Genomic DNA, 19,820 nt, shown 5'->3' with positions numbered 1-19,820 from the left:
CGACCGATGCATTGACCCACGTCAATCTCTCATTGCCTGCCAGGCCCACCTGTTGGGGCCCACAAATGAACCGCAACATCAGACTCGTTCTAAACTGCAAATGCCCATCTGCCAATGTGCCAGATGCTCGCAGGCAGATCGGCTTGCGGATATCCAAGACCTGGCGCGCAGCCGCCGCACCCTGTGCCACCGGCATTTTTACCTCGGGCTGCCAATGCTTGTCGGGTGGCAATTGTCGCGCTAAGCCGGAGGCTGGACAGCCCCGGAGCCACCATGACGCGCTTTGCCCATTATCCCAGCCTTACAAACATGCCGGTCGTCATTTCTGGCGGCGCAACGGGCATTGGCGCGAGTCTGGTGCGCAGTTTCGCCGCGCAGGGTGCCAAGGTGGGTTTTGTAGATATAGCGCTCGATGAAGGCCGTGCCCTGGCCCGCGAACTGGCCGGGCTCGGCCAGACCGCCACGTTCATTGCCTGCGACATCACCGATACCGCCGCCTATCAGGCCGCCATCGCCAGCTTTGCTGAAGCCCATGGCGACGCCCTGGTACTGGTCAACAATGCCGCGCACGATCAGCGTCACGACTGGGCCGAAATTACCCCCGCCACTTGGGACGACCGCATGGCGGTCAATCTCAAGCACGCGTTTTTCGCCATTCAGGCGGTGGCCCCGGGCATGGCCCGGGCCGGCAAGGGGTCGATCATCAATACTGGGTCGATCAGTTGGATGATCCTGACCCCATCGCTGCCCCTTTACGAAACGGCCAAGGCAGCGACGCATGGACTGACCCGCGCCATGGCGCGCGAACTGGGCAAATCCGGCATTCGCGTCAACACCCTGGTGCCAGGGGCCGTCATCACCGAGCGGCAGCTCAGACTCTGGCTCGATGCCGCTGCCCTCAAGTCCATTGAAGATGCCCAGGCCCTGGCAGGCCACGTCTATCCAGATGATGTCGCCCGCCTGGCCCTGTTCCTGGCCGCCGATGACAGCGCCATGATTTCAGCCCAGCAGTTTCTTGTTGATGGTGGCTGGGCCAATACCTGATTTCGTTCATCGACTGTTCAGGGACTTTCGTTCATCACCTTCCTGCCGTATTCAAGGGGCACCTACTGGCCACCAAACCGAATCCTTCAGGGGGATATTCTATGAAGTCGAAGATCTTTGTTGCGCTTGCCGCGACGCTGGCACTCACTGCCTGCACCACCACCGATCCGTATACCGGCCAGTCGCAGCTATCCAACACGGCTGGCGGCGCGCTGATTGGCACGGGCGGCGGGGCCCTGGCGGGCGCGCTGGTCGGCGCCGCAGTTGGCGGCGACCCCCGCGTTGGCGCCCTGATCGGCGCGGGCGTTGGTGGGCTGACCGGCGCCGGCATTGGCGCCTATATGGATCAGCAGGAAGCTGAATTGCGCGCGCAGCTGCAGGGCACCGGCGTTTCGGTTACCCGCGTTGGTCAGAACATCATCCTGAACATGCCGTCCAACATTACCTTCGCCACCGATCAGTCCAACGTGCAGCCGCAGTTCAACTCGACCCTGGTGTCGGTGGCTCTGGTGCTCAAGAAGTTCGACAAGTCGATCATCGACGTTTACGGCCACACCGATAGTCAGGGCGATGATTCATACAATCTCAGCCTCAGCCAGCGCCGCGCTGTTTCGGTCGCCACCATCCTGGCCAACCAGGGCATTGATCAGCGTCGCTTCTATATCGAAGGCAAGGGCGAAATGAACCCGATCGCCTCCAATGCCACCGAACAGGGGCGCGCACAGAACCGCCGCGTCGAAATCCAGATCGCGCCCATCAACAGGGGCTGATCCAACCATTTTCCTGCAATGAAGGCGCGGCTTCCAAGCCGCGCTTTTTAGTTTCCGGGCACTGCCGGCTCAATAACTGGCTCAGCTACGGGCGACCCCGGCTGCACATCGCTGCCCGGCGCGCCGGTCAACAATTGCATCAAAAACAGCACGGCGATGACAATAGCCAGGCCGATCAGCCCGTAGAGCCACCAATTGGTTGGGCCGGTGGCGCCGACCGTTGGTTCGTGCTCGCCAGCAACCTTGATTGCTGAATCAGGGGGAAGGTCAATGCGAGCCCCGGTTTCGTCAATCAGGGCGTCGACCTCGGCGACTTCGGGATTGGGCCGGTCGGGTGCGCGGGCCATCAGAAGTCTCCCTTCAGCACCGTGTCGGCACCCACATTGTTTTCACTACCGCGCCGGACTTCGGCAATCGCTGTATCAATCTCGTCCGCGGAGAAGCCAACATCAGTGCCGTTGGCATTGGCGCTGCTCACCTCGGCCTTGAGCTGGTGCAGCAGGTCGATTTTTTCCTTGGCCGTAAAGAGCGTGTGGTGGGCAATCTGTTCGGGGGTCAGATTGTCCTGCCCCCCCATGCGGCTGCGCAAGCTGTCAAAAACCATGATGATCCCCTTCGTGTTCTGGTCTAGCAAAACGCCTTGGCATCGTCGCGGTTCCCCCAGGCCGCGCTGGCAAGGCCCGGTCGCCGTTTTGTTCCCATCAATTTTGCTGGGCCGATCACATTTTCTGATCATGGAACCGCACGGCGGCACGTCACGTTAGCCGGTCAGACGCAACCAAGAGGAGTTCGCAAATGGCTTACGAAGACATTCGCAATCAAAACGCCGACGTCAAGGAAACCCATGACCTGATTGCCTCCGACAAGGTCGAGGGTACCAAGGTCTACGATCCGTCGGGTGAGCATATCGGCTCGATCGAACGCATCCTGGTGGAAAAACGCAGCGGCAAGGTATCCTATGCCGTGCTCAGTTTCGGTGGCTTCCTTGGCATGGGCCAGGAGCACTATCCTCTGCCCTGGTCCAAGCTGGACTATGTTGAAGACCTTGGTGGCTATCAGGTCGATGTGACCAGGGAGCAGCTCGAAGGCGCCCCGAAATACGATAATGACGACGACTTCTGGACCGCCGAGAACGGGCGTCGTGTCTATGACTATTACGGCGTCGCACCGTACTGGATCTAGCCAGTCAACGGCAGCACCGCGAGTGATGCGACCCACCGGCGCCCTATGGGGCGCCGGACCTGTTTTGCCCTATCGCAGCCCTTGATCCCGGCATGCATGGTCCGACTGGGAGCCAGGATAAGGCCAGACAAGGCAAGGAACGAAATCCCCGATAGCGAACCGGGCCAAGTGACCGTCGCGGTCTGCGGCCTCACTGCTCACCATTGTACCGAACCACGATCAGCACATCGCTTTCAGCGATGTCCGGGCGCGTACGGCTGGCCTCGCTGCCATCAAGCTGCACCAATAGTGGATCGCCATTCTGCCCGCCCTTGGAGAGGATCAACGCATCGGCCTGGATACCACCCACCGAGCCGGCGAGGCGAAGCGCGGCGCCATACTGGGCACCGGTGGTCAGAATGAGCGAGAAATCGCCTTCCCCGGCCTGGTAGGTCATCACGGCATCGGCCGGCAGAAACTTGCCCAACAGGTCGGCCAGGGCACTGGCCTGCGCCGGGGTCATCGCGCCGGTCATGCCCAGATTGATGCTCCCCGCCGCCAGCTTCTGCACCATGGCACCCCAGCCAGCGACAGGCTGCTGGACGCCTGTCTCAAGACGGGATGACGTCAGCAACTGTGCCTGTGCATCGGGCTTCCGATTGCAGGCGCCCTCACCGGGGCTGGTATCCACCAGCTCGACAGTCACCGCGTTGTCCAGATGCTGGAGCGCGACAGGAAGGTCGACAACAAGGGAAATATCGCTGGTTGAGCCTGCAAAGCGCTGCGTCTGCAGCAGGTTGCCATCGAGCGAGACCCGCAGCAGCCAATCGTTACCCGCCGCCAGGGTGCTGGCCCGAATGTCGATGGCGAGACGGTCTGGTACCCTGCCCTGGGGCAGATCGGCCAGCGCATAGGGGATGGTCCAGCGCTTGGTGCCCCGAAAATTCCGCACCGTGGTATCGGTGGCCAGTTGCTGCACGCTCAGCGGCCAGCTCGCCAGTGCCGCAGGGGCGACCCGATCACTGCGACGCAGGGCCACAACGGCATCGACGCCAGACGCACCCGACATTGCCACATCGCCGGCATCGCGCAACTCCAGGGGCATGCTGGACGCTGCACTCGCAATCAGGCGCGTCGCCTCGTGCCCGTCTGCGACCAGGTCGGTAGCAATTCCCGCGCGCCGCAGCCGCTGCGCGGCCCAGATGGCCATAGGCTGGCTGACATCGCTCAGCGACAACGCCAACGGGCTGGCTGCGGCCACGATGGCGGTCCGAGGATCGTTGATCGCCTCACTTGTGGTCACCGCCAGGGCAGATTGGGGCTCCAGACTGATCACGCTGCCCCAATTGCCTGCCTCGGTGGGGCAGGTCTGTCCGCTGCTGGTCGTGCCGTGCGCGGCCAGGCCAAGTGCGACCACAGGGCGTTGTAGATCCTCATTGCTGAGCGGTACCGAGACATTGATGGTCTGTTGCGCGCTATCCAATACGATAGCCTGGCGCAGCGTGCCGTTTACCGAGATCTGCAGCACACCATCGCCGTCGTGCGCCAACTGGCTGTCAAGAACCAGATCAAGTTGGCCGGAAGTGTAACTGTCGAGCGGCGGCACGGCAAACACTACTTCGGTCTCGTCGGGAAATCCCATCAGCCCAACCCACTCACCAAATTTGGGCCGCGGCACCCGCAGAGTTACCAATGGGGTGTCGATGCTCGATGTCTGGGTCTGGTCGAGACCGGGCCCGGTGGTTCCGGAAAATGCCGTCACCGTATTTCGGGCAAGGGCGCGGCCATGATCGGAGATCTCGATCAGGGTCTGCCGAAAATCGCTGCCCCGGGAATAGCTCATGGCGCCGCCGACCAGTGCGAAGCTGGTTAGTGCCAGCAGGATGAGGCGCCAGAGGTCGCGCATCAGGCAGCATCCAGCGCGTTGATCGTGACGTCGCGGGGAACGATGCCCTCACACTGCAGCAGGCCTGAGCGTCGCTCGCGCGTGCTCATGGGCAGATTGTTAAAGATAGTGAGCTGATGTGCCACTTCGGCGACCTGCAATGCGGTGGGGCAATCACCAAAACCGCTTTCGCCCAACAACACTGTTCTAGTCATCATAGACACCATTCCGCCCTTCGTTCCGAGCGGGTTGCCGGACGCGCTGACACCAAAATCTCCGGCTTGTCAGTCCTCAGATCAGAGTGGCAAGATTTTCATTTGTGCGATGCGGTCCCATACGTTTGATTAAATTCCTGCGCAATAGCTATTGTGAAACTTCTGCTTAACCATCGTCGCCCAAGCTGTGTGCGCAACGCTCTATTCGTCTTAATCGTTTGATTCAGTTTCGTTTTGTTCGCCCGGCATCAGAAGGTGCGCATTGTGCATGGAAGCCATGCCCCTGCGGTCGCGCTGTTGTGCTGGTGGCGCCCGGTGCACGAGCGGATGACACCGCCGGCGCTTCCGTCTGAGTCTACACGCAAATGCCAACCAGGCGGGACACGACAGAACCCGGCTGCGCGCCGCCATGATGGCGAGTGCAGCGCGGGGTCGATCATGCCGGGGTATCGGGGACGCCGCTCAACGAAAGGAGGCTTATGATGAGTGCGTGGTCGCCTTGCTGAACGTCTCAACGAGTTCGCTGGCCGATGCTTCCAGGCGGGCGATGTCTTCTGGACCAAAGCTGCGTGGTTCATAATCCATCAGGGCCAGAGCGCCAACGCAGGAGCCGTCCGCCAAGACCAGCGGCACGGCGGCGTAGAGGTCGATGCCATTGGTCAGCAGATAGCCATTCTCCCCCACCAGAGGATGTGGCGTTTCGCTATGGATCACCAGTGGCTGGCCTGTTTCGGCCACGAGGCTGGTCAGCCGGAATGCCTCTTCTTCCTCCATGTGGCGTTCGTCCTGCAGCAGATTGATGGCGGCGACCGGAATATCGAAGCTGTCCGCCACGGCCTGTATGGCCCGTCCCAGCGCATCGTCGCCGCGCCCTGCGCCTGCGAAGGGTTGCGAGGGGGCATGGCCCGATGCCGTGCCCCCCTCGCTGTTTCGCCAGCGCGCCGCAACGCCGTCGACAGCCTCCTCGACCGAGCGATAGATCGCCTCGACATGCAGGCCTTCGACCGTCTCACCCAAACTCAGTTCATGCAGTGCCACCACCACGACACGAAGACCGGGCGCCATGCGACCAATGCGCCGCGAAACGTAGCGGGCGTGAGTGCGGATATCGGCACCAGCAAACACCAGCACGATGAGCTTGACGCCTTCAAGGTCAAGTCGGCCGATCGCTTCCTGCCGCACGGCAACGGGCGGCAGCACCCTGCTGCTCAGGCCTTCCTCTGCCAGGTGGAGTCCCAGGATCGTGGCCACGCATTCGTCGATCTCGGTACGGCCGCCGACGAGAAGTATCGGGCTGTGTTCGGGCCAGTCGACATTGGATATTTCGTCCACGACCGCTTCAAACGATGCCACCAGCATACGGCGCTGCGGCAAGGCCTCGGCTCCATGGGCAAGCTCGTTGCTGGCCATGCGCAGGGCGGGCATCATGACATTGTCGAGATAGGCGCGGGTATCGTGGGTCTCGATATAGTCTTCGGTGGTCTCGATCGCATCTTCGGTATTGCCGCGCAGCATGCGTTGATAGAGCCGCTCGGGTGGCGACAGCACGGGCTCGCTGCCCAGCAAGGTTTCAAGAAAGCGGAATTGCGGCAGGTGCCGGCCGATAACCACCAGACAAACCGTCATGGGTGTCGCCAGGATCAGCCCCACCGGTCCCCACAAGGTGGCCCAGAACATTGCCGAGAGCAGGATGGCGATTGCCGAAACGCCGGTACTGGAACCGTAAAGCCGCGGTTCGATGACATTGGCAGTTGTCAGATCGAGCACCAGAAACAGCCCGAGCGACATCAGGAACATGTTCCAGCCCGGATCGACGGCGAAGGCCAGCAGCAGCGGAATGGTCGCAATGATCATCGCGCCGACAAACGGAATATAGCGGAACAGGATGATCAGCAGACCCCAAAGGATCGCGCTGGGCACCCCGATCAGCCATAGGCCGAGGCCAAAGATGATGCCATAGACGGTGTTGACGGCCAGCTGGATCAGCAGATAGCGGCCAACCCGGTAACTGGCGTCGGCAATAGCCAGATTGGCCTTGGAGTAGCGCCCCGCACTGACCAGCCGGATGAAGCGTTCCTGCAGATCGGCTCGCCCCATCAGCAGGAAGACCAGAAACACCGCGACGATGGCGACGGTGGCCACCGGGCCGATGATCGAGCCCAGCACCGAACTCAGAATGCCGACGGGGCCGATTTCGTTGGAGATGGTGACCGGCAGGGGCGCGCCGGGACGCGGCGCCTCCGCGCCATCCAACTGATCCCCAACCCCGGCAATAGTGCTGTTGATGCGATCCAGAATCGAGTTGCTGCCGAACTGCTCCTGCAGCCCGCTGACCTTGCTCGATATGGTTTGCCGGTACCCGGGCAATTCCTCGGCCAGCTTGATGACCTGGGTGCCGGCCAGAAAGGCAAAGCCGCCCAGTGCGGTTAGCGCGAGCATGACTGCAAACACCACGGCAACAGGATCGGGAACGTGCAGGCGCTTGCCAAACCACGTCACCAGCGGCGCCAGGGCAAAAGCCAGCAGGATTGCCAGCACCAGTGGCACCAGAATGCCGGCGCCGAGATAAAGCAAGGCTGCCAACAGCGCAAATGTCGCCACGCCGGTAAAGGCGGAGATTGCGCGTGTCGGTTCGCTTGAAAATGGCAGTTGCGGCTGGGACAAGACGCTGTTCTCCGGCCTTCCAAAACGCGGCACTGAGCCAACAGTTCCCGCTTGCCGATGACATGTCTCTCATTGAACATGCATTCGTTATAGTCAGACGTCGCACGGGATCGAGTCGGGAAGAGCCAAGCTGACGACCGTAGGAATGCGACAGCTCGCGTCGACCGGAATGGGGGCCGAGAGCGATTCGCCCACTTTCAGGAACGAAGTTGCGATTAGCTGCCGTTCCTGCTGCAACCGCCCAAAGGCGGCTGCCGAACTCGGCCAGTCTTCGATCATAAGTTGGGAGTGCGAAATTGCCCCCAGGCGACACGCTTCCGGCCGCAAGGTCGGATTTAGGTTTCTTCCGCCAAGTAGCGCACCCACCGCGCAAAGTGTCCCTGTTGTGCTCACGACCTCTTGCATTTTACCCATCATGCATCAGTCGAATTAACCGTCTTCCTGCGCCGCTGTCCAATTCGGATCGTGGGGTATTGCAGAGCGCCGTAATTCTATGTTGTTTACACGAATATATTTTTTTGATTTGATTCGTTATTTGGCTTGTAGCTATGTCATTGCGTTTGTTGGCCTCAGTGCTTGCTTTCATGCTGTCTAGTCTCTGGCTTTCCGCCGGTGCACTGGCACAAGAGGCTTCTGATCATAGTGACGTGCCAAAGCTTGCGGAGGAGGGCTTTGGAGACTGGCTCTATCGTTGCGCTCAACCTTCTCCGGTTGAAGCAACCGCTCAGCAGCCCGTGTGTGAAATATCGCAATCTGTCATGATCAAACCGCCCGGGAGAGACACTGGCGGTCCGGCAACCGAGTTGATCGAGATCCTCAATCTGACCTTTCTGCGCGCCAACGATCTGGCCAACAAGGTTGAGTGGGCCCTGGCGGTCCTGACGCCTTTGGACGTGCATCTGATCTCTGATTTTGGGCTGCGCATTGGTACAAATAAGACCATTTTAGCGCGCTATCGAAACTGCAATCATCAAGGATGCTGGGTGATCGTACCCATCGATAAAGAAGGGCTTGAAAGCCTGAAAAGGTCGGCGGAGGGGGTTGGTGCCTTTCGACTTATCACCGGGCAAGACGTCAACGTTTCTTTCTCGCTTATCGGGTTTACCAAGGCATACAACGCACTGGTTGCCGGGAGCCCGCCAAATGATGACAACGGCGTTGCACAATGAGGGGCAGTGCCCCGCTATGGGTTGGGCGCGACGTTCGTGCCGATTGGCGCTGATCGGTGCTGCCGTTCTCGTCCTGCTGGTGGCCAATCCAGTCACTGCCCAAACGCCGCTTGAGCAGGCAACTCGACAGGCCGAGCAGGTGCAGCGCGACCAGGCGGAGCAGGCTCGTCGGCAAGAGCTGGAAGACAGGCTGGCACGCGACCTGGCGCCAGTGGGTGAAATGCCCCAGCGTCCTGTCGCTGAAGCCAGGAATGGTGTGGCTGCATGCGTTGCTATTGAGCGGATTTCAATCGAGGGCATTACACTGCTGGCGCCGGATCTCGTGTCTGAACTAACACGGCAGTACTATGGTCAATGCCTTGGCCTTGCTGAACTCAACGACATCCTGAAACAGGTCACATTTCTCTACGTTGAACGCGGCTTCATCACGTCGCGGGCGTACCTGCCAGAACAGGATTTGTCTGACGGCGATCTGCATATCGTGGTTGTCGAAGGCAATCTGAGCGGCATCATTATGGACGGCGAACCCGCGGCCCACCACTCGCAGATATTGACGGCATTTCCGGGCCTGGTGGGCAAGCCGGTGAACCTGCGCGATGCAGAGCAAGGGCTCGATCAGATTAACCGCCTCAAGTCGCGCAGCGCCACGACTGAGATGAGTCCTGGAGAAGACGTTGGCGATACCATTCTTCTGGTCACCACGGAGCACGGTAAGCCTTGGAATATCACCATCGGCTCCAACAATCTGGGCGGGCAATCGACGGGAGAGTATCAGTCCAAGATCGACATCACTTTCGACGACCTTATCGGGCTGAATGAACAATGGTCCCTCGGGTATCAAAGGAGCATGGGCAGGCATCCGCTCTGGTTTTCCCAGGATCGGCCCAATAGTGACACCTACAGTGGCGGCGTGTCCGTGCCGTTCGGATATTGGACATTTGGCCTCAATGGCTCTTGGAATGAGTATCTCTCTGAGATTGTTGGAAACGTAGCGCGGATCGAAACGTCTGGGCGGACCAGAACTATTGATTTCGATGCTTCCCGGGTTGTTTTTCGCGATCAGGTTTCCAAAACAACCATGTCCGCTGGGCTGAGCTGGAAAAGCACCGAAAGCTATATTCTTGGTAGTCTGGTGGAAGTTTCGAGCCGAAATCTCTCAGTGGCCAATCTAGGTCTGTCGCATTCGCGCCAGCTCATGGGTGGGCAGTTGAGTGTTTCGGGGACCTATTCACGCGGATTACCCATTCTTGGTGCGTTTGACGACGCCGCTGCCGCGCCAGGTTCGCCCAGAGGCCAGTTCAATAAGTTCAGCGGTAGTCTGACATTTGCAAAACCGTTTGAGCTTGGCCAACTCACCGCCATCTACAACGGGTCTGTGTTGGGGCAGTGGTCCCCCGATCTAATGCTTGGTTCCGAGCAAATGTCGCTGGGCGGGCTGTCGAGCGTGCGAGGCGTTCGCGAGTCGCTGCTTGCGGGCAACAATGCCTTGACCGCTCGCAATGAACTTTCTTTGCAATTTCCAGAATTGCCCAATGCTGACCTTGCCAATTTTTTGGGTCGGTTTGAGCCTTATGCTGCCTTGGACGTGGGTCAGGTTTTCGAGCAAACCGAACACGACATTGCCGGAGGTATGTTGGCTGGGTACGCCGTCGGGCTGCGCAATAGCCAGGGCGCTCTCAGTTTCGATTTTTCATATAGCGATCTGATCTCGGCGCCTGCGGCTCTGACCAGCGCTACCGACCAACCCGGCGTTTATTATGCCCGGATGTCATTGCCATTTTAGCACCTGCGTATTTTGGGGTATTGCGATGTTTCGGACAAACAGGCTGACGAAGAAGTCACACGGCTCGCTGTTGTCTCTTGATCCATACCCTCAGGCGCGCAATTGGCAGCGACGTGTTCGCGATGCTTTTGCCATCTCCATGAGTCTGCTGGTTGCGGCACAGCCAACATTGGTCATTGCGCAACAAATTCAAATAGATAGCGCTGCCGCGACATCCAACCAGGCGACGATCGACGCTGCCGGCAATGGCGTACCCATCATCAACATCGTTGCACCCAATGCCGCGGGCCTGTCGCACAATAAGTACTCCAATTTCAACGTAGGGGCGCCCGGCGCCATCTTGAACAACTCCAACCAGAGCCTGGGCCAGTCCCAGCTCGGCGGCTTTGTTCAGGGCAACACCAATTTAACGACCTCCGGGCCCGCCAGTGTCATTCTCAATGAGGTCACCAGCGCCAACAGGTCATCGCTGAACGGCATGCTCGAAGTGCATGGGGCAGCGGCCGGGGTCGTGATTGCCAACCCCAACGGCATCACCTGCGATGGCTGTGGGTTTATCAATACGCCCCGCGTGACGTTGTCGACCGGCACGCCCGAACTGGGCGCCGGGGGCGCTCTGTCCAATTTGCGCGTGGAGGGGGGCGATGTTCTGATCGGACTCAGCGGTGCCAATCTGGGCGCAGTGAGCGTTTTTGACATCGTATCGCGCAAGATATCGGTTGGTGGACCGGTTCTGGCAGGAGATCAGCTCAACCTTGTGGCGGGACGCAATAGCTATGCCTATCAATCCGGTCTGATCACACCGATGGTCTCAGACGGCGGTGAACCGGCCATTGCCATCGATTCATCGCTCGTGGGTGGTATGTATGCGGGCCAAATCAAGCTCGTATCAACAGACCAAGGCGCTGGTGTGCGGATGCAGGGCCAGATGGCGGCCAATGCCCAAGGCATGACGCTGACTGCGAGCGGCAAGCTGGTTCTGGGCAAGGTCCAGTCCAACGGAAAGCTGCGCGCGCAGTCTACTCAAAGCACCGTTGAGGTCCAAAGCACGCTGTTTTCGGGGCAAGCCATTGAGCTCGAAGGATTAACCGCGGTTGAGCTCAAGGCGGGCGCCTTGGTGGCTTCGCAAGGTGATCTTTCGCTCAAGGCTGAGACCGTCAAACTGGAGCAAGGAGCGCTGGCGGCGGCGGGCGTCAACATAAATGGCGTCCAGACGGCGACCGGTACATTGGATGTTCGGGCCACGACGCTCGATGCAGGCAATGGCCAACTCGCTGCGGGCGCCGATCTTGTCATCAACGCCGATAGCATCAACCTCGAGAGGGGTATCGACGATGGCACAGACAGCTTGCGTTCGCTCGGCCAGATTGCCCTGACGACCAACAACCTTGCCGGTTCCAACGCCCGCATTTCCTCGGCTGATGGTCTCGCCCTCAGTTCTGCGAACGCGCTGGCAGTCGTTGGCGGAACGTTTGCGTCTGGTGGGAACCTCCGCGTCGAGGCGGCAAGCGTTGACCTCAACGCAGACATCACGGCGAGCGGCACGCTCACGGTCCGCGGTGTGGCAGGCCATGTCGTCAATCAGGGCCGATTGGCGTCGGACGCTGCAACTTCGCTTGTGGCAGCCTCGATCATATCCAACTCAGGCGATATCCTGTCCCAAACCGCCCTATCGCTTAATTCTGGCGGTACGGTCACAAACAGCGCGTCTGGCAAGATCGTCTCCAATGGCACGGTTGTCCTGTCCAACGGCGCCGTCGTGAACCATGGGCAGATAGGCGCCCAGGGTGGTCCCCTCGAACTCAATGTTGCAGGGGCCCTGGACAATTCGGGGACGCTGCTGAGCACCAGCTCCGCCAGCTTTGGTGTGGATGGCAGCATCACCAACAGCGGCAACATTCTGGTGGAGGACGGCCTCCAGATTCAGGGTTCGACCGGTGCCCGTGCCGGCAGTTTCGAGAACACCAGCATCGGCACCATTAACGCCGGCACGCTCTCGCTGGCGGTCGCCCACTTGAACAATGTTGGCACCTTGACCGCCCATGACGCTGCACTGAGCAGCGACGTCTCGGGCAATGTGGCCAACTCCGGCACCATCAACGCCAAAACGCTGGTCGATCTGGCTGTTGGCGGCAATGTCACCAATTCGGGGTCGATGGTTGCCGAACAGACCATTGCGCTTGCCGGCCTAGCCGGCGGTTATCTGGCCACCCTCACCAACGCCGCGGGCGGTGCGATCAATGGCGGCACCGGGCTTGCGGTAATGGCCGCTGCCCTCACCAATCAGGGGGCCGCAGGCGCCGCCAATGGTGCCGTTGACGTCGCCCTGACCGGCGCGTTGAACAATACCGGTCTGCTCTATAGTGGCGGATCGTCGCGGTACCGGCTGGATGGTGCCTTCACCAATATTTCGGCCGACATCATAGCCGAGACGGAGCTGACCATTGAGGGCCTGAGCGGTCCGCGTGCGGGTGCCGTGCGCAACGTCTCGGGGAATATTGAAGCCGTTGTGGGCCCGCTTGTTGTGCGCAGCGCCTCGCTTGCCAATGAGCGCCTGCAGCTTTCGGTGGGCTCGGCTGCCCCGACCAGCACATCCTCGGGCAATACGACCTACACCACGACCCAGGAGGTGGTTACTGCCAATAGCGCCGCAGCCAAACTCCTCTCAGGCGGCAGCATGATCATCGAGACCGGTTCGCTGACCAATGGTTACAGCCAGATCGCCGCCAATGGTGACATCACCATCAGCGCATCGTCCGTCACCAATATGGGTCGTGACCTGATCCGCACCGTTGTAACGACCACAACCACGCAGCATTCCAACACCTATTGCGCCGGTTGGTTTTTGTGGTTCTGCACTGGAAATCAGACCGATTACTGGACCACCTCGGAAAGCAGCACCTCATCGAGCACGACCGGTGCCGTCTTTGGCACCATTGAAGCGGGCGGCACACTGACTGCCAACGTTTCGGGCTACGTATCAAACAATGCCGTGCGTAGCGCGGCCAACCAGATCGGCCTGGCATCAGGCGCACGTGCGCTGAATGCCGCCAATGTCAGTGCGACGTCCGGTGCAAACAGCCTTGTCGCGCTCTCCAATCTGAACGTCAGCGTCGATTCCCTGCTGAACCGGACGGCTTTGTTCGATGCGCCGACGGCGCCCAACGCCCCCTATCTGATCGAGACGCGATCCGAGTTCATCGACCGCAGCAAATTCCTGGGCTCGGATTACTTCCTGAGCCGCGCCACCGGCTATGACCCATCGATCATCGCCAAATTGCTGGGCGACTCCTATGTCGAGACCCGCTTTGTCCAGGATCAGGTCTTTACCTTGACAGGGCAGCGCTATCTGGGCCCGGTAAGCAATTCGCAAGATCTGATGAAAATGCTGTTCGACAACGCATTGGTCGAGCAGCAACGGCTGGGACTCAGCGTGGGCGTCGCCCTCACGTCCAGCCAGATCGCCGGACTGACCCGCGACATTGTCTGGCTCGAAAAGCAGATTGTCCAGGGCCAGGAAGTGCTTCTGCCGCGGGTCTATCTGTCGACAATGACGGCCAGCAATGTTGATTTTGCCTCCGCCCAGATCCGCGCAGGCCAGGTCGATGTGGCAACGGGCTCGCTGATCAATTCGGGCAATCTGTTCAGCCTGGGCAATCTGCGCGTCAGCGCCACCGATGCGGTGATCAATCGCGGTGGCAGCCTGTTCGCGGGCGCCGATATTGTGATCGACAGCAAGGGCCTGTTCGCCAATATATCGGGCACTGTTTCTGGCGATGACGTCACCCTTGTTGCCGGCTCGGTTATCAACGACACCGAAGCCACCCGCGACCTTTACGCCAATGGCTTTTCGGACCGCCAGCAGCAGACGGCGCGCATCGAAGCCCGCAATGATCTGGTCGTCAGCGCCATCGGCGCCGATGGCAGCATCAACGCCACCGGTGGGGCCTTCGTCGCTGGCAATGAGGCCCGGCTGACGGCGACCGGCGACGTCACCATTGAAGCATTGCGTCTCGATAGTGCGCGGCAGGAGAACATCAAGGGCGGCTATGACCGCAGCGCGTCGGGTGTCCATACCTTGGCCACGGTCCAGTCCGGCGGCGACCTGCAGGTCACCAGCGGCGGCGACATCCTCATGCGCGGCGTCAGCGTCGAGGCTGGCGGCGACGCGACGCTCGAAGCCATCGGGGACGTCGAAATCGCCTCGGTGCAGGATTATCGCAATGAAGAGCTCAAGCTCGAGCTCCACGGCAGCGGCTTGTTTGGCACCGGCCTGTTCGGCTCGAAAATCAATATTGATCGCCAGCAAAGCACAACCGAGACCAGGCGCACAGAGGCCAATGTTGGCGGTGACTTGGTCATTCGGGCCAATGTTGGCGACATCACCCTCGATGCCGCAAAACTTGATGTGGTCGGCGAGACGCTGCTCGATGCCCAGAACGGTCAGGTCGCGCTGCTCACCGATACCGACAACACCTATTCGTCAGATTTCTATCGCGATGAGGGCTTGCTGTGGTGGAGCCAGCAGGATCAGGGCAGTTCAACCGACAACGTCATTCATACCCTGATTGAATCCGGCGGTGGTCTGACGATCACCACCAGTGATGGTGTGGTGGTCGAGTATCGCGAAACGGGTGATCTCAACGCCTCGATTGACCAACTTTCAAAGCTGGATGGGCTGGCCTGGATGGATCAGGTCCGCCAGCAGGGTGATGGTCAGTGGCAGGCTGTGGCCCAAGCTGAGCAGAGCTGGAACTACCAGGATCAGGGGCTGACCCAGGCTGGGGCCGCGCTGGTCGCGCTGGTGGTCTCGATTGCCACCCAGGGAGTCGGCAGCGGCTTTGCTTCCGGGCTCGGCTTTGCCCAAGGGACGATTGTCTCTGCAGCCATGGAGGCGGGCATCACCTCGCTGGCCACTCAGGCCTCCATTGCCCTGATCAATAATCAGGGTGACCTCGGCGCCACTCTGGCGGATCTGGGGTCTGACGCCACGCTCCGAGCGCTGGTCGGCTCGATGTTGACTGCTGGCCTTACCCAGGGCGTGCTCAATGTCGCCCAGATCGGTGCGGTCACGCCCGGCGCAAGCCTGGGCCAGAACTTCGCCAATGCCGCGCAGCGCAACCTGATCAAGGCGGCAATCAAGATTGGTGTTCAGACCACGGTCGAAGGCCAGCCTCTCGACCAGTCCCTGATCTCCGCCCTTCGCCTCACCGCTGCCGATACATTGGGCGCCTCGGTTGCCACCGAAATCGGCAAGGCTGTCCACGGCAATCAGATCCACACGGCCGCCCAACTCATCGCTCATGCCGCCTTGGGCTGCGCTACAGGGGCAATCGGCGCGGGCGACTGTGCCGGCGGGGCCACGGGGGCGGTGGCCGGTGAAGTCGCTGCGCAGGTGATGCTCGCCAATTGGACGAAGCAACAGATCACCTCGTTGTCGGACGGGAGCAGGAGTTGGACGCCCGCCGAGGTTAGCGGTGAGCTTGCCCGACTGAGGACCGAATTCCAGACGTTGAAGGCACAGGGCGTGAATGTCGCAGCGTTGGCGGGTGGCCTGGCCGCGCTATTCGTAGGTGGAGACGTGAATACCGGCGCCATGGCCGGTGGCAATGCTGCCGGCAATAATACATTCGCCGAAGCAGGAGCGATAACCGGTTGCGCGGTAGGCGCTCCGGCCGCTGGGGTGGGCTGCGCCCCTGGCGCAGCAGCAGGCGCACTGGTCGGCTTGGGGATTGATGTCACTATTGCTATTTTGATCGCCGCCGGTGTCTACATTATCGCCGACGAGGTCATGAATGAGGCTGATGACGGCGATAGCCCCTGGCCGTCCAATGGCGGGCCCCCGCTGGATGGTGAAGAAGCGCCCGGGAACGGCCAAGATCCGAATGATCCGAACGGCACCACGACAGTGCTGGTCTTGGCTGGAATAGGTTGGACAGCTACTAATTCAGCGTCAAGCGAACAAAACGCTTTGCGACACTGGATGGACCATGGAGCAGAGTTCCCAGAGTTCAGCACTGTTCAGCAATATGTGCAGAGCACCCAGAGTTTTGTAACCAATCCACCAGGGGGAACCCTTACTAAGGTTCGACCAGGAGGAGACATAGTTTTCTACGACCCCGCAACCAACACCTTCGCCGTCAAATCGGCAAACGGCGCGCCGAGAACTATGTTTAGGCCTGCGCCAAGATCCCCGTCAAACCCGAACGGATACAATCCCAATCTGTATTCTTCACCGTTAGAGTATTTTCATGCCCAGTGAAACACACGTGCCCGATCCTAGTCATTGCTGTCGGGTCTGCGGTCTAGATCAAAGAGAGCCTATATGGGGAGAAGATGGACGCACGCCCACCTACGGCATATGTGCATGCTGTGGCGTTGAGTTCGGGTATGGGGATGGGGATCGAGAAAACTGTCGCGCAATTAGAAAAAATTGGCTCGAAACAGAGAGGGGGCGTTGGCGTTACAGTGATGAAAAGCCATCAGGCTGGTCTATTGAAGAGCAACTGAAAAACATCCCTTTGGAGTATGTTTAGGCCGCTGTTGTTGACGGCGCTGGCGTGTTCCCGACCCCGATCATCGGGCAGCCGGCCCAGGAAGGCGACAGCGGCTTGGCCCGTGCCACGGTGACGCCGGGCACGCTCAACCTGGCAGGCTAGACCCAGGATCTGGCGGCCCTCAATACCGATCTAGCGCTGGCCAATAGTCAGGCCAAGATCTTCGACATCGATGCGCTCAAGGCCAAGCAGCAGAGCGCTGCTGCCCTGTCAGAACTGCTCAACAATTCGATTGGCGATCTGTCGGTTCAGCTTGGCTTTGCGGAGGGGTCTCCGGAGAAGATCGCCCTGCATGCGGCGGCAGGGGCGGCTGTCGCGGCAATGGCCGGAGGCAATATCGGCACCGGGGCTCTGGCCGGCGGCGCCAGCGAAATTGCCAATGGCGTACTGCAACAGGCGCTTGCCGCCAATCCCGATCTGACGCAGGACCAGAAAACCGCCATCACCCAATGGGTGGCCACAGCCGTCGGTGCAGCGGTCGGTGGGCAGGCGGGCGCGGCTGCTGCGCTCGACAATATCAATCATAATTATCTCACCCATGAGCAACTTGCGACTCTGGCAATGGAGCTGGCCGCCTGCGACGCGGGTCAGGAGGCCGCAGCCTGCAAGGCCAACGCTTCGCAGCGCTATCAGGCACTCGATTTCGCGCAGGAAAATGCCTTTCAGGCGTGCCGCACCATGGAATGCGTCGATCAGCATCTCGGTGAGATGCAATTCGATCAGGCCAAACTCTATTCGCAGATTTTGGCCATCCAGGAATTGGGCGCGGATTCCGCTCTCGGTCAGCGTCTGCTGGCCAACCAGATCAACGAACGCCCACTGACTGGGGGCGGCTCCGTTCTTGATCTGCGCATCGCGAGTGTAATAGCGGGTGTCTCCTATTGCGAGGAAAGCGGCCAGGCTCCGGGCTGTTTCGAACAAGGCCAGACGTTCGAATATTTGGCTGAATCAGTGACCGCCGCGGCCTACGCAGCCCTTGGCGCCTCGGCATCTATCCGCGCCACGGAAGCTGGCGTTGCGAAAGCGCCAAATGGCATTGCCACTCAGGCTGAAGTTGAGAAAAATTTCCAACAGAACCGACAGTTTTGGTCTAGCGAACCAATCAACTTCAATGGCAATAAAATATACCAACGAAACAATTTGATTGACCCAAAACTCGTTGACGTGAAGTCTGGAAAGACCAATCTGGAATTAATGCAATCAGGTCGTGCGCCCATTGGACCTGACGGGTATCCAATTAATCTCCATCATATGACGCAAACGCAGACCGGGCCCATAGCCGAGATGACCCGAAGTTTTCATCAAGGAAACTCGTCGGCAATACACATAAATACAAACGAAATACCCTCTGGTATAAACCGCGCTCAATTCAATTCTTGGAGACGTGATTACTGGAAAAACAGAGCGAGTGATTTTTAGGTGACAGAAATTGATAAGGAAATTTACGACGTAATTAATGGGATTAATATTATAGATGACCCTTCTGTGCGTAAGATATCTTTGCCAGACGACGCGCTGATTGATCGGTACGAAGTGGCGGCCGGGCTTTCCTTTCCTAGTGATTATAGGGTCTTTCTCAAAAGCGTAAGCAATGCATTTGTTGGAGATTTGTCCCCCCTAACTCTCAATGACGAAATGGGTGGTGTATACGGGGAGCTGCTGTCTGCCATCACAGAGGGGCGTTCATTGGGCTTGCCGCATGATTGGATTCCCATATGCGAAGACAACGGTGACTACTACTGCTTGGCCCCTGATGCATCGGTTCGCTTTTGGAGCCACAATGGTCCATCAGATGAGACATGGCCCAATCTGACGAGCTGGATGAAGGAAGTTTGGTTGGCGGGGAAATAACTCTGATCTGCCCGCATCAGGTCGAAAGTCCATCGGTGTCATTGGAAATTCTGCATTGCCGCTGAAAAATGCGTCCGCGTGTTGTCGTGCCACAATAAAACAGTCAGCGTTGACGCATCACACGAAATGTTGGGAGCTGCGACTTAGTCTGCAGCTACCACGTCGCCGTCAGTGGTAATGTCGATCTCAAGGGTGGCGTCATTGCCTCCACGTCTGCTGCGGATCAGAATTCTCTCTCCGCCGATAGCCTGACCTACTCAGACATCGACAATGCCTCCAGTGCCACGACCTCCAATCTGGGCGTGGCGATCGGCGCTGGCGGGCTCCCGACCCCGATCATCGGGCAGCCCGCCCAGGAAGGCGACAGTGGCGTGGCCCATGCCACCGTAGCACCGGGCACGCTCAACCTGGCACCTTTAGATAGCTTTTTCTGTGTCACTACACAGCTCTCTATTGCTGCTAGACGATTCCAGAAGAATCGGCGCACGCCAGATTAAAATGGTTGAAGTCCATACCGCTGAGATCTGCGTGTTGAAGGTCCGTCGCAGGGTCTAGAGCTGCTGCCCGGATTTGCGCCTTATATGTCTCAAATGGCACTTCCAGCTATGCGTTGAGCTGTGCCGATGTCGCCTCGTCAAAAAATCCAAACTCGAAGGGATCAATCTTCTGTCCGTCGTCAGATGATTTGGCTCAGATTGGCTCTCGGATCAGCGGAGTGTCG

General features: G+C 59.5%; 14 protein-coding genes. 8 read left to right on the top strand and 6 right to left on the bottom strand.

All coding sequences use genetic code 11. The annotated features are described in order from the left end of the window. Positions 1-273 precede the first annotated feature (273 nt). Entirely contained in the window at positions 274-1,044 is a 771-nt protein-coding gene (locus ABFY71_RS15740; protein WP_347946915.1) for an SDR family NAD(P)-dependent oxidoreductase, read from the top strand. A 101-nt stretch (positions 1,045-1,145) separates the two neighbouring features. Further along, on the top strand, positions 1,146-1,814 hold the full coding sequence (locus ABFY71_RS15735; RefSeq protein WP_305580025.1) for a YiaD family glycine zipper/OmpA-like lipoprotein: 669 nt from the start codon (positions 1,146-1,148) through the stop codon (positions 1,812-1,814). Between the two features lie 47 nt (positions 1,815-1,861). On the opposite strand, the gene ABFY71_RS15730 is transcribed toward ABFY71_RS15735, so the two are convergent. Together ABFY71_RS15730 and ABFY71_RS15725 are read right to left on the bottom strand one after the other, a co-directional pair. Next, on the bottom strand, positions 1,862-2,161 hold the full coding sequence (locus ABFY71_RS15730; protein WP_347946914.1) for a KH domain-containing protein: 300 nt from the start codon (positions 2,159-2,161) through the stop codon (positions 1,862-1,864). Continuing rightward, a complete protein-coding gene (locus ABFY71_RS15725; RefSeq protein WP_347946913.1) occupies positions 2,161-2,418 on the bottom strand; it encodes a hypothetical protein in 258 nt (85 codons plus the stop codon). Before ABFY71_RS15725 ends, ABFY71_RS15730 begins: the two co-directional genes overlap by 1 nt. A gap of 191 nt (positions 2,419-2,609) precedes the next feature. Here ABFY71_RS15725 and ABFY71_RS15720 point away from each other — a divergent pair, with 191 nt between their 5' ends. Then, positions 2,610-2,996: a PRC-barrel domain-containing protein gene (locus tag ABFY71_RS15720; protein WP_347946912.1), complete on the top strand. Its 387-nt coding sequence runs from the start codon at positions 2,610-2,612 to the stop codon at positions 2,994-2,996. Positions 2,997-3,186: 190 nt separating this feature from the next. Here ABFY71_RS15720 and ABFY71_RS15715 read toward each other — a convergent pair whose 3' ends face one another. From ABFY71_RS15715 to ABFY71_RS15705, 3 genes are all read right to left on the bottom strand, one after another. After that, positions 3,187-4,881, bottom strand: coding sequence for a hypothetical protein (locus tag ABFY71_RS15715; protein ID WP_347946911.1), 1,695 nt, complete (start codon positions 4,879-4,881; stop codon positions 3,187-3,189). Next, positions 4,881-5,078 (bottom strand): hypothetical protein, encoded by a 198-nt coding sequence (locus tag ABFY71_RS15710; protein WP_347946910.1) that lies wholly within the window; start codon positions 5,076-5,078, stop codon positions 4,881-4,883. The genes ABFY71_RS15715 and ABFY71_RS15710 overlap by 1 nt, the downstream gene beginning before the upstream one ends. Positions 5,079-5,552: 474 nt before the next feature. Next, positions 5,553-7,739 carry an AI-2E family transporter gene (locus tag ABFY71_RS15705; RefSeq protein ID WP_347946909.1) on the bottom strand — a complete coding sequence of 729 codons (2,187 nt, stop codon included), beginning with the start codon at positions 7,737-7,739 and terminating at the stop codon, positions 5,553-5,555. Positions 7,740-8,287: 548 nt separating this feature from the next. Here ABFY71_RS15705 and ABFY71_RS15700 point away from each other — a divergent pair. The 5 genes from ABFY71_RS15700 (at position 8,288) to ABFY71_RS15680 (ending at position 19,099) form a co-directional block, all read left to right on the top strand. Further along, positions 8,288-8,908, top strand: a complete 621-nt coding sequence (locus ABFY71_RS15700; protein ID WP_347946908.1) for an invasion associated locus B family protein — start codon at positions 8,288-8,290, stop codon at positions 8,906-8,908. Further along, positions 8,883-10,691 carry a ShlB/FhaC/HecB family hemolysin secretion/activation protein gene (locus tag ABFY71_RS15695; protein ID WP_347946907.1) on the top strand — a complete coding sequence of 603 codons (1,809 nt, stop codon included), beginning with the start codon at positions 8,883-8,885 and terminating at the stop codon, positions 10,689-10,691. The genes ABFY71_RS15700 and ABFY71_RS15695 overlap by 26 nt, the downstream gene beginning before the upstream one ends. A 139-nt stretch (positions 10,692-10,830) precedes the next feature. Further along, the gene (locus tag ABFY71_RS15690) at positions 10,831-16,953 is read left to right on the top strand and encodes a two-partner secretion domain-containing protein (protein ID WP_347946906.1); all 6,123 of its coding nucleotides are present in this window, start codon (positions 10,831-10,833) and stop codon (positions 16,951-16,953) included. 616 nt (positions 16,954-17,569) lie between these two features. Continuing rightward, positions 17,570-18,667 carry an HNH/ENDO VII family nuclease gene (locus ABFY71_RS15685; RefSeq protein WP_347946905.1) on the top strand — a complete coding sequence of 366 codons (1,098 nt, stop codon included), beginning with the start codon at positions 17,570-17,572 and terminating at the stop codon, positions 18,665-18,667. Further along, the gene (locus ABFY71_RS15680; RefSeq protein WP_347946904.1) at positions 18,668-19,099 is read left to right on the top strand and encodes an SMI1/KNR4 family protein; all 432 of its coding nucleotides are present in this window, start codon (positions 18,668-18,670) and stop codon (positions 19,097-19,099) included. A 257-nt stretch (positions 19,100-19,356) separates the two neighbouring features. On the opposite strand, the gene ABFY71_RS15675 is transcribed toward ABFY71_RS15680, so the two are convergent. Next, positions 19,357-19,479, bottom strand: a complete 123-nt coding sequence (locus tag ABFY71_RS15675) for a hypothetical protein (protein ID WP_347946903.1) — start codon at positions 19,477-19,479, stop codon at positions 19,357-19,359. Positions 19,480-19,820 lie beyond the last annotated feature (341 nt).

This window comes from Devosia alba, assembly GCF_039938915.1.
Taxonomy (GTDB): domain Bacteria; phylum Pseudomonadota; class Alphaproteobacteria; order Rhizobiales; family Devosiaceae; genus Devosia; species Devosia alba.
This window is presented reverse-complemented; position numbering and strand designations above follow the sequence as displayed.